General features: G+C 63.5%; 4 protein-coding genes. 3 read left to right on the top strand and 1 reads right to left on the bottom strand.

Annotation, left to right across the window (positions count from 1 at the left end; all coding sequences use genetic code 11):
- Both AC1DWF_RS31425 and AC1DWF_RS31420 read left to right on the top strand, forming a co-directional pair.
- On the top strand, positions 1-241 hold a 241-nt coding region (locus tag AC1DWF_RS31425; RefSeq protein ID WP_476784044.1), incomplete at its 5' end, for a type II toxin-antitoxin system Phd/YefM family antitoxin.
- Positions 241-687: a PIN domain-containing protein gene (locus AC1DWF_RS31420; protein WP_476784045.1), complete on the top strand. Its 447-nt coding sequence runs from the start codon at positions 241-243 to the stop codon at positions 685-687. The genes AC1DWF_RS31425 and AC1DWF_RS31420, both read left to right, overlap by 1 nt.
- Before the next feature lie 3 nt (positions 688-690).
- On the opposite strand, the gene AC1DWF_RS31415 is transcribed toward AC1DWF_RS31420, so the two are convergent.
- Complete coding sequence (locus tag AC1DWF_RS31415; protein ID WP_476842506.1) at positions 691-1,338, bottom strand: GntR family transcriptional regulator; 648 nt, start codon at positions 1,336-1,338, stop codon at positions 691-693.
- A gap of 298 nt (positions 1,339-1,636) precedes the next feature.
- Between AC1DWF_RS31415 and AC1DWF_RS31410 the strand changes: the two genes are divergently transcribed.
- A partial coding sequence (locus tag AC1DWF_RS31410; RefSeq protein WP_476842505.1) for an NAD(P)/FAD-dependent oxidoreductase occupies positions 1,637-2,808 on the top strand: 1,172 nt, incomplete at its 3' end.

Genomic DNA, 2,808 nt, shown 5'->3' with positions numbered 1-2,808 from the left:
TATGGACGAGAAGATTTCGGCTGCCGATGCCAATCGGGAGTTTTCCCGACTTCTGCGGGAAGTGCGCGATGGCAGCAGCTTTGTGGTGACAAGCCACGGCCGGCCTGTCGCGCGTTTCGTGCCAGCAACTGAACTCGGCCAGGTTGCGCGCGCCGCAAAGCAGATTTTGTTGGAGCGCCTGCGCCGGCAGGCTCCGGCCGATGTCGGGCGTTGGTCGCGCGAAGAGCTCTACGACCACTGATGCGGTTCGCGCTGGCCACCAACATTCTGGCCTATGCGGAAGGCGTCAATGACGCAGGTCGTGCAGCCTTGGCGCTCGACCTGCTTACGCGCATTCCGCAAGACGAAACCTTGGTGCCGATCCAGGTTCTGGGCGAGTTGTTCACCGTCCTTGTGCGCAAGGCAGGTCGCAGTCCGTTGGAAGCACGCGACGCGATCCTGCAGTGGCGCGACACATTTGCCGTCGCCAATACGACGCCTGATGTCATGTCCAAGGCGGTGGATCTGGCTGTCGACCATAGGTTGAGTATTTGGGACGCCGTCATACTCTGCGTCGCGTCGGGTGCCGGTTGTCGTCTGTTGCTGTCGGAAGACATGCAGGATGGCTTCACATGGGGCGGGGTTACCGTAGTCAATCCTTTTGCTGAAACGCCACATCCGCTTCTTGCCGCCATGCTCGAGGCCTGAGGCCTAACGCGTCGCTGCTGCCTCGGCCTGGCCGCGCWGCATCGTCATCAATCGCTCCGCCTCTTGGGCAGCGCCATCCTCGTCGCGTTCGAGGATCGAGCGGATCAGCGCGACGTGATGTTCGGCTGATGCTGCGAGCCCGGTGTCGCGCTGATAGCGGAACCAGAAGCGGCGGCTGTGGGTTTGCAGGGGCGCTGCGAGACGGGCGGCGAAGTCGTTGTCGGCGGCGAGCGCCAGTGCTTCATTGATCGCCTTGTCGGCTTCGAGAAAGCCAAATACGTCGGTAGCGATCACCGCTTTTTGCATGGCAAGAGCTGCGGCATGAAACCGGTTGGCCGCGTCGCGGGTGACGAAACGGGCCGCCGAACGGGCAAGCACAACCTCGATACCACGGCGCGCATCGAGCACGCGCAGCCAGTCGCCGGGATGCAGCGGCGCGATTGCCAGGCCGGCGCGCGGCCTGATCTCGATAAGCCCTTCCCAGGCCAGACGCTGGATCGCCTCGCGCACCGGCGTGCGGCCGAGACCGAGCAGATCGATCAGCCCGCCTTCGGTGGCAACGCTGCCAGGGGCAAGTTCGAGGGTCACGATCAGCCGTTCAAGCTCAAGATAGGCTCGTATCGCAGCCGGTTCCAGTTTCTCAGCTTGCATGACCGAATCTCTTGAAAGCGCAATGATATATACTTGATATATCAGGCGCGAAGGTGGATCGGCAACTTGATTGCACCGTCATATATCGTTGATATATCAATGGAGGGGCCCAGCATGTGGCCGGAGGTGGCCGCCGCAATGGCCCGATCTCGACGTCTCGACCTATCTGGTCCGCAAACATCAAGCTTGCAGAGATTTTTGAAATCGGCACCAATGATCGGGTGGGGATGCAGCGCCAGTCGCTGTCGGGAGAGCGCTGCAAGCAGTCGGGGAGGGACGCCCTGGGGAGGAGCAAGTCATGAGCGCGGCGGTCGAGGAGATCGACATCGCCATCATCGGTGCCGGCATCGTTGGCATCGCGGCGGCTGCCTATCTCGTCGATGCCGGCCGCAAGGTGACGGTCTTGGACCGTACAGGCACCTGCGAGGAAACGAGTTCCGGCAATGCCGGTGCTCTCGCCTTCTCAGACGTGCTGCCGCTCGCCCACAAGGGCATGATGCGCAACGTGCCGAAGTGGCTGGCCGACCCGCTCGGCCCGCTCAGCATTCCGCCCGCATATCTGCCCCAGCTCGCACCGTGGCTTTATCGCTTCTGGCAGGCCGGGACGCCCTCCAACTACGAGGCCAGCCTCACAGCGCAAGCCGGGCTGATGAAACTCGCCGAGCAGGAATGGACGTCGCTGATGGCACGCTCCAATACCGGCTCGATGCTGCGCGAAGACGGCTCGCTGGAACTCTATGAGAGCCAGGCGGAATTCAAGACAGCGCTGCCGAGTTGGGCGGCGCGCGACCGTTTCGGCATTGCCTGCAGACATCTCGAAAAGAGCGAGCTTGCTGGCTACCAGCCCGGGCTCGCCGACCGCTTCATGCGCGGTACCTTCGTGCCCGGCTGGAAGACGGTGTCCGACCCGAAGGATCTCGGCAAGGCGATCTGGCGCTATGCCGAAACCAAAGGTGCAGCCTTTATCAAGGGCGATGTCGGTCTTGTCAGGCAGACTGGCGACCGCATCCTGGTCCAGCTCAAGCGGGGCCGCACGCTGTTTGCCCGCCAGGTGCTGATCGCAGCCGGCGCCTGGTCACATCTGCTGGCGCGCCAGCTTGGCGATTTCATCCCGCTCGAAACCGAGCGTGGCTACAACACCACGCTTCCGACCGGCGCATTCGACGTGAAGCGCCAGCTGATCTTTTCCGGTCATGGCTTCGTCATCACTCCGCTAGCCACCGGCCTGCGTATTGGCGGGGCGGTCGAGCTCGGCGGCCTTGCGCGTGCGCCGAACTACGCCCGGTCAAAGGCGATGCTCGAGAAGGCAAGACGATTCCTGCCCGGGCTAGACCCCTCGGGTGGGCGCGAATGGATGGGGTTCCGCCCGTCGCTGCCCGACTCGCTGCCGGTCATTGGCGGCTCGCGCAGCCATCCCAACGTGCACTACGCCTTCGGCCACGGGCATCTCGGGCTGACCCAGGCGGCGGC

This window comes from Aminobacter sp. P4_D5 (genome assembly GCF_056401815.1).
The sequence above is the reverse complement of the archived record's forward strand: the minus strand, read 5'-3'. Positions and strand labels throughout refer to the sequence as shown.

What these genes read in the sequence shown, in the direction of transcription:
- AC1DWF_RS31420 (WP_476784045.1), top strand. Translation starts at nt 241, where the DNA reads ATGCGGTTCGCGCTGGCCACCAACATTCTGGCCTATGCGGAAGGCGTC.